Source organism: Thermodesulfovibrionales bacterium (genome assembly GCA_035622735.1).
Taxonomy (GTDB): Bacteria; Nitrospirota; Thermodesulfovibrionia; order Thermodesulfovibrionales; family UBA9159; genus DASPUT01.
Genome location: DASPUT010000011.1, coordinates 1 through 7,448, shown reverse-complemented (window position 1 = coordinate 7,448; position 7,448 = coordinate 1). Strand labels below are relative to the sequence as shown.

The 7,448-nt window shown below is 54.9% G+C and carries 5 protein-coding genes; 2 read left to right on the top strand and 3 right to left on the bottom strand.

Features of this window, described 5'->3' with window-relative positions; translation table 11 throughout:
- Positions 1 to 185: 185 nt before the first annotated feature.
- The 3 genes from VEI96_00470 to VEI96_00460 all read right to left on the bottom strand — a co-directional run bounded on the left by VEI96_00470 (position 186) and on the right by VEI96_00460 (position 3,621).
- Positions 186 to 530 carry a TusE/DsrC/DsvC family sulfur relay protein gene (locus VEI96_00470; GenBank protein ID HXX56454.1) on the bottom strand — a complete coding sequence of 115 codons (345 nt, stop codon included), beginning with the start codon at positions 528 to 530 and terminating at the stop codon, positions 186 to 188.
- A gap of 78 nt (positions 531 to 608) precedes the next feature.
- Complete coding sequence (locus tag VEI96_00465; protein ID HXX56453.1) at positions 609 to 2,267, bottom strand: AsmA family protein; 1,659 nt, start codon at positions 2,265 to 2,267, stop codon at positions 609 to 611.
- Positions 2,268 to 2,304: 37 nt separating this feature from the next.
- A complete protein-coding gene (locus VEI96_00460; GenBank protein ID HXX56452.1) occupies positions 2,305 to 3,621 on the bottom strand; it encodes a phosphoglycerate kinase in 1,317 nt (438 codons plus the stop codon).
- A gap of 369 nt (positions 3,622 to 3,990) precedes the next feature.
- Between VEI96_00460 and fdhF the strand changes: the two genes are divergently transcribed.
- Both fdhF and VEI96_00450 read left to right on the top strand, forming a co-directional pair.
- Positions 3,991 to 6,654 (top strand): formate dehydrogenase subunit alpha, encoded by a 2,664-nt coding sequence (gene fdhF, locus VEI96_00455; GenBank protein HXX56451.1) that lies wholly within the window; start codon positions 3,991 to 3,993, stop codon positions 6,652 to 6,654.
- Between the two features lie 165 nt (positions 6,655 to 6,819).
- Positions 6,820 to 7,448, top strand: a 629-nt coding sequence (locus VEI96_00450) for a formate--tetrahydrofolate ligase (GenBank protein ID HXX56450.1), incomplete at its 3' end; no start/stop codon positions are given.

The following is a 7,448-nucleotide window of genomic DNA, read 5'->3' as shown; positions in this document are numbered from 1 at the left end:
GTTATGAGGTGAGGCCGCTCTACGCTCCCCTACACTCCGGATATCCCGATGTCCTCGACGTCTCTTATATCCTGAAAGGCGATAAGGTGATCGTCAGGATGTCCCTCAAGGACGAACTGAAGCGAGCGCCCGCAGCTGAGGGCATACCCTTTCTCTTCAGGCTGAAGTGACGAAAACCTCGTCTTTCAGACCACCCCCCCCTCTCCCTGAATCTCGGCGACGACATGCTCATCGGGTTTCGGAAGACCCGCTATCTTCCAAGCCTTGAGGGGGTCGATGAATTCTTCACTGTAGCAGTCCTTTGAAAGGTGGACCCGCATGCAGACGCCGCGAAGGATCGGAAAGGCGTTAAACCGTTTGTAGTATTCCCTCATGAACTTTATGATCTCGACCCTCTCTTTCGTGAGTCCATCAACGCCTTCCCTCTTCGCGAGTGCATTGGCGAGATCCTCATCCCAGTCATCGGGATTAGCGAGAAACCCCTCATCGTCTACCATGACCTTTCTTCCAGAATATTCAATGAACGGCATATGACACCTCCTTGTAACTTCCGGTATTTCTCTTAATCATTTGTAAAGAAAGCTCCTCCTGTCGGGGACAGGCTCGGATTATTTTCCAAAAATCCCCTTAAACATATCCTGAGGCGATTTACCCTTTTGCTGCTGCTCACCCGACTTCTGCGGGGGTTCTCCAAGGAGCTGCCTCTCTATCTCTTTCTGAATTCCCTTCCCGACCTGTTTCTGAAGGGCAGCGGTATTCAGCGTGACAGAGGGCTTCTCGGTAGTCCCGGTAATCTTCAGGGGCACAACGCTCCATCCATTCTCGTCTTTCATGTATCCAGTGAACTGCGCGGTCGGAAGCTTCGACGCAAGGGAAGGCGACAGCTTAAGGTCCGTCAGGATATTCATCTGTTCATCAAAACCGACCGTGCCCTCAGGATTAAGAACGACATGGCTCGACTTCATATTCCCCTGAAGAAAAACCTTCTCATCTCTCATCGTGAACCGGAACTGGCCGCTGTCGAAACGCAGCGCTCTCAGTTCGCTGAGACCGGTGATGAGCGCGATGCCGTCTGTTATCTTCGACTGTTTCACCTCACACTGGGTCATGTCGAGCGTTCCCTTGCCGGTGACCGTCTTCTTTATCGCTGCTACGGTGTCGGCGCCTTCCGACGGATATCTGAACTGCATATCCCCTTTGAACACCCCCGCGAGTTTTGCCTTGTCACCCCCGGAAAATTGCATCTGGATGGGTTCCATGGTCATGACGTCATTCCGGTAACGGTACTTCAGGCTGAAGCCTTTCACGATATACCCCTGGTATCTGGCGGTATCGACTGTAACCGTTCCTGACGCCGTCATCTTCGTTTCGCCTCCTTTTCCCTGCACGCCCTTTGCCGAAGACGGACCCTTCTTTTGTACCGGTGCCTTCGCAGCCTTCTTTCCGCCGCTTAACGCCATCAGCCTTTCGAGATCGACCTCCTTTGCCGAGACGTCGATCGCCGCGTCGGGTGACTTCAGGTAATCCCTGACCTTCCCCGAGAGCGTTATCGTATCGTTACCGATGCGGGTACTGAGGTTTATCCCTATCTCCTCTTGCTTCACCGCTACCTTGCCCGATGTGGTCGAAGACACCCCGTTCAGAACCGCATGCAATTCCTTGAGGTTGAGATCTCCCGTCGCCGTGATCTCTTTCAAACTCTTTCCTCCCGAGACCGCGATGTCCACATCAGCCTTTGCAGTCACATCGGGAAGCTCCTTGGTATCGTCCGTGAATGCCACCTTTGCGTCCCGTATCGATATCCTGTCAGTGACGAGCGAGAGAGGGAACTCCGTTTCTTTTTTCTCCGGCTCCGGCGGACCCTTCTTCTCCTCGCTTCTTTCGATAATGTCGCTGAAATTGTATTTCCCGCCCTTTTCTTTTTTCACTGACAGGGAGGGGGAATCGAGTTCAATCCTCTTGATTACGAGCTGCTTTCTCAATAAGGGCATGAGGCGGTAATCAAGAATGAATTCCTTTGCCGTAATGAAATCCGTTTCTCCGTTCCGTTCCTTGAGGGCGATGCCTTTTACGACAATTCCCTTGAAAAGGGAGACACGGATCTCATCGATATTCACTTTTCTGCCGGTAAACTCCTCCGCCCGCGGAATAATGAGCGCCTTGAGTTTCTCGCTCTTCAGGTAGCTCTTTACAAAGAGGCTTAACCCGAGCAACAGGACAAGAATGAAAGCGATAAGCACTCCACCGGCCCATAACAGCTTTCTCATCTCTTTTCCCTCCTTCTCCCCTGATCGAAAAAACGTCTCATCTGTTTGTCCTCCTCCTCGCCTCCATGAGGGCGAGGACGGGCTTGAGACCATAGGGGCTGCCCTGCTCTATCGCCGTCAGCACCGTGCCCCCCCCGGTGAAGAAGTAATAGTTCGAATTGTCGATGACAGAGAGGTAGAGCCCCGGACAGAGGCTCTTGAACTCCTGGAGCGTGTCGCCGCCGCCGTACATCTTCATCGCGGCACTGTTGCCGTCTATCGTATGGTCCAGGGCCTGAGAACCGGAGGTGAAGTGCGGGGTATATCCCATCACCGCATTCACGAATATGGTCTTTGCAGTCCCCATCGCCTGAACCACGGCACCGTCTTCAAAAGACAAGGGATCGATATCGAGGATATACCCGTAGGAGTTGCCGGGTCTGAAATCCCGAACGGAGATCGTCCGGTATCTGCCTTCAAATCTGCCTTCGAGGGTATCCGATTCGACAATGTCCGGGAGTTCGACGATCTTTCTCCGTACCCTATCCTTTTCTACGAGTTCACGGGCGAGGGATATGTCGTCCTCAGGAACTCCCTTCATCCTTACGTCATACTTCGCGCAGAGAAAGGCGTTATAGATGACTCCACCGAGGATGAGGCGGTCCACCTTCTCGTATATCGCGTAGAGCGGTTTTATCTTGGTATCGTATTTTGCCCCTGCAACGACCGCGAGGAAAGGCCTTTCCGGATCGAGTACCCTGCCGAGGTTTGCGATCTCCTGCTGCATGAGGAAGCCGGCATAAGACGGGAGGAGGCGGGTTATATCATAGGTTGAGGCATGGGGTTGCCATGAACCGAAGGCGTCGTTGACGTAGATGTCGGCCAATCCCGCGAGCTGCAGGGCAAAATCCCCTCTCCTCTCTCCCTCGGACTCTTCTCCGAAAAACCATCGGGTATTCGGGAGATAGATGCCGCCGATCCGGCGTTCTCTGAGTTCGCGGATGGCGAGGTTTATTGAGGTGTCGAGCCCCGTTATTCCCCTCTCGGAATCTACCGGGAATTTAGGAATGTGATATCGCGTATGAAGCTTCTGCTCAAGGTACTGGACTATCGGATCGACGGACTCGTCGGCACGGCACTGTATCGCCCCGGTCTTCTTGTCTTTCGGTCTGCCCACGTGAGACATCAGTATCGGCCTTCCTCCCCTTTCTACGATATTAAAGAGTGTCCCGATGGTCCGGTCGATCCTGAATGGGTCGCGCACCTCCCCCTTTTTGACGACGTTGTGGTCGAAGCGGACGAGAACCACCTTTCCGTTGAGATCGGCGTCCTGAATAAGCGGCAGATTGGGGTGCAGAGTGTTATCCTCCATCATAAACCTCCGAGGGCGCAGGATGATTTCTCCGTCGTGCCGGAACGGAATCCCTGCGTTTGAGCAGGTTCCATTCCCTTTTCACATTCATTCATACTCTAATTCTATCCTATAAATCCTCCGTTGTCACGAAGAGGCATGGTTGACCGTAGTTCTTCATCATGACTCGACGAGAGCCCTTCCTGCTGTTTCCTTTCGCAGATTCAGCGTGTTATCATAAAAAAGGTTTGGGAGGGAGTCTCCGTGGCTGCGGTGCCTGCATGAAGGCATGCCCCGCAGGTGCGATAACAGGCGAGAAGAAGAAGCCCCATGCGTGAAACGCGGGGCCTGTTTTGAGGTATGCAAATTCAAAGCGGTAGGCAGGGAGTGACCATGGTGAAGATTACGATAAACGGAACGGTTGGCGAAGTTAACGAGGGAACGACGGTTCTCGAAGCGGCAAGGATGATGGATATCCCGATACCGACTCTCTGTCATCATCCGAAACTCACCCCCTTCGGCGGCTGCAGGCTCTGCATCGTCGAGATAAAAGGTATTCCAAGGCCGGTCACGTCATGCACGACACCGGTGACAGACGGAATGGAGGTCACGACATCAACTCCTCAGATTGAAGACCTGAGAAAGACGGTGCTCGAACTCATCCTTTCAGACCACCCGAATGACTGCATGGTCTGCGAAAGGGCGGGCGACTGCACCCTTCAGGAACTTGCCTACTTCTATGGAATACGGGAAAACCGCTTTGGGGGCGAGAGAAGGATATACACGAAGCGGGACGGCAACCCCTTCATCGAAAGGGACCTCGAAAAATGCATCATGTGCGGGAGATGCGTAAAGGTATGCGATGAAGTGGAAGGGGTCGGCGCGATAGATTTCGGCTACCGGGGATTCAACGCAAAGATATGCACGCCTTTCGAGAGAGACCTCGACTGCGAGTTCTGCGGCCAGTGCGTCGCGGTCTGCCCGACAGGGGCCCTCACCGGCAAGTCCTGGAAGAAGAAGGGGAGAAAAAAGGATATTCGGGAGGTCGACACGACCTGCTCTTACTGCGGTGTCGGTTGCAGCCTCACCCTCCATGTCAGCCGGAACCAGGTCATAAGGGTAGATTCGAGGGAAGGTACCCTGAATGAGGGCTGGCTCTGTGTGAAGGGCAGGTTTGGATATAGTTTCCTGAACAGCCCCGACCGTCTGAGGAGACCCCTCGTCAAGAAGAACGGAAATTTCGAAGAGGCCTCATGGGACGAGGCGCTCGATTATATCGCGGAGCGGTTCCGTTCCATCAAGGATGCGCACGGCCCCGAAGCCATGGCAGGGCTCTCGTCCGCGCGCTGCACGAATGAGGAGAACTATCTCTTCCAGAAGTTCATGAGGGCGGTGATCGGGACGAACAACATCGACCATTGCGCCCGGCTCTGACATAGCGCAACGGTGGCCGGTCTGGCCACGGTATTCGGCTCAGGCGCGATGACGAATTCGATTCCCGAGATAGAAGACAACAGGCTCCTCTTCGTCATCGGCTCGAACACCACGGAGACGCACCCGATCATCGGCCTGAAGATGAAGAAGGCGAAGAGGAAGGGAGCGAAGCTCATCGTTGCGGACCCGAGGAGGATCGACCTCGTGAAGTTCGCCGACCTCTGGCTCCAGCAGAGGCCGGGAACGGATGTGGCGCTCCTCAATGCGATGATGCATGTGATACTGGCGGAAGGCCTCGAAGACCGTGAGTTCATCGATAAGCTGACAGAGGACTTCGAAGCCTTCAAAGGTTCCATAGCTGAATTCACACCCGAGGTCGGGGAGAGGATTACCGGCGTCCCGAAGGAGAAGATACGGGAGGCGGCCTTACTCTATGCTCGTTCGGAGCGCGCCGGGACATATTACACCATGGGTATGACTCAGCACACCCACGGCACGGATAACGTCTTTTCGATAGCGAATCTCGCGCTCCTGACAGGAAACCTGGGCAAGGAGCATGCGGGGGTGAATCCCCTGAGGGGACAGAACAATGTCCAGGGCTCGAGCGACATGGGCTGCGCTCCGAACGTCTACCCCGGCTACCAGAAGGTCGATATTCCGTCGATTCAGGACAAATTCGAAAAGGCGTGGGGCGTAAAGCTTTCTCCCAAGCCCGGTCTGACAGCAACCGAGATGATCGATGCGGCGTCACGCGGTAACATCAAGGCGATGTATATCATGGGCGAAAACCCGGTCCTGAGCGACCCAGACCAGCACCACACGGTGCAGGCGCTGAAGAACGTTGATTTCCTCGTTGTCCAGGACATCTTTCTTACAGAGACGGCCGAACTGGCCGACGTCGTTCTCCCTGCAGCTTCCTTCGCCGAAAAGGACGGTACCTTTACCAACACCGAGAGGAGGGTCCAGAAAGTGAAGAAGGCGGTGAATCCTCCCGGTGAGGCGAGAGAGGACTCGTGGATAATCGCGGAACTCTCGAGGAGACTCGGCTACGCGATGAATTACCGTTTCACGGAAAAAGCCTTTCAGGAGATCGGCAGCCTCTGGCCGCCACTGGCTGGCATCACCTATGGCCGCATAGAGAAGAAGGGGCTTCAGTGGCCCTGTCCGGCCCTCGATCATCCGGGTACGCCCTATCTCTTCAAGGATGGTTTCCCCAGGGGGAAGGGCAGATTTACGGCGGTACCATACAGGCCCTCCGCAGAACTCCCTGACAATGAGTACCCGTTCATCCTCTCTACGGGAAGACAGCTTTTTCAGTACCATACGGGCGGCATGACGAGAAGGACATCGGCGATCGAGTCCGTCGCGAAACCTTACGCCGAGATGAACCCCGAAGATGCGAAGAGGCTGAAGATTCGGGACGGCCAGAAGATAACCGTAACTTCCCGGAGGGGCGCCATAGAGATAGCGGCGAAGATAACCGACAGACCTCAGGAGGGCCTCATATTCATCCCCTTCCATTACAGGGAGGCGGCCGCCAATGTCCTCACGAACACCGCGACAGACCCCATATGCAAGATACCGGAGTTCAAGGTCTGCGCGGTCAAAATAGAGGTTTACTAAACGTAACCCTTCCCTATATAATACTCCGTTTCTTAAGGTCCATAAGATTCTGTTACGAGTCGCGTCGTTTCTGCGGCATGGCTTATAACAGCGTATCCGGTTCTTAAACGCGGGCCGAGCCTTCGGCTACGATACTTCATCATGAGAAAGAAGGAGGATTCAAAGATGCCGTTTGATGCGACGAAACTAGCTGACTGGCAGATTTCCGAAGAAGCGGAAAAGAAGATGCCTACCCCTGAAGAATGGCGTGACCGACTGGGACTGCAGAAGGACGAAATGCTGCCGATGGGTCGCCTCGCCAAGGTCGACTTCCTCAAGGTCATCAACCGTCTCAAGAACAACCCCGACGGCAAGTATATCGAGGTGACGGCCATAACCCCTACCCCTCTCGGAGAAGGCAAGAGCACCACGTCATGCGGCTTGATGGAAGGTCTCGGCAAGCGCGGCGTGAACGTCGGCGGTGCGCTGCGCCAGCCCTCAGGCGGTCCGACGATGAACGTGAAGGGCACGGCAGCCGGCGGAGGGAACTCCCTCCTGATTCCGATGACCGAGTTCTCTCTGGGGCTCACCGGCGATATCAACGACATCATGAACGCCCATAACCTGGCGATGGTCGCGTTGACAGCGCGCATGCAGCATGAACGCAATTATAATGACGAGCAGCTGGAGCGGCTCACGAAGATGAGGAGACTCGACATCGACCCGACCCGCGTCGAGATGGGCTGGGTCATGGACTTCTGCGCCCAGAGCCTCAGAAACATGATAATCGGCATGGGAGGGCGGCAGGACGGCTA

What these genes read in the sequence shown, in the direction of transcription:
- VEI96_00460 (HXX56452.1), bottom strand. Translation starts at nt 3,621, where the DNA reads ATGATGGAGGATAACACTCTGCACCCCAATCTGCCGCTTATTCAGGAC.
- VEI96_00465 (HXX56453.1), bottom strand. Translation starts at nt 2,267, where the DNA reads ATGAGAAAGCTGTTATGGGCCGGTGGAGTGCTTATCGCTTTCATTCTT.
- VEI96_00470 (HXX56454.1), bottom strand. Translation starts at nt 530, where the DNA reads ATGCCGTTCATTGAATATTCTGGAAGAAAGGTCATGGTAGACGATGAG.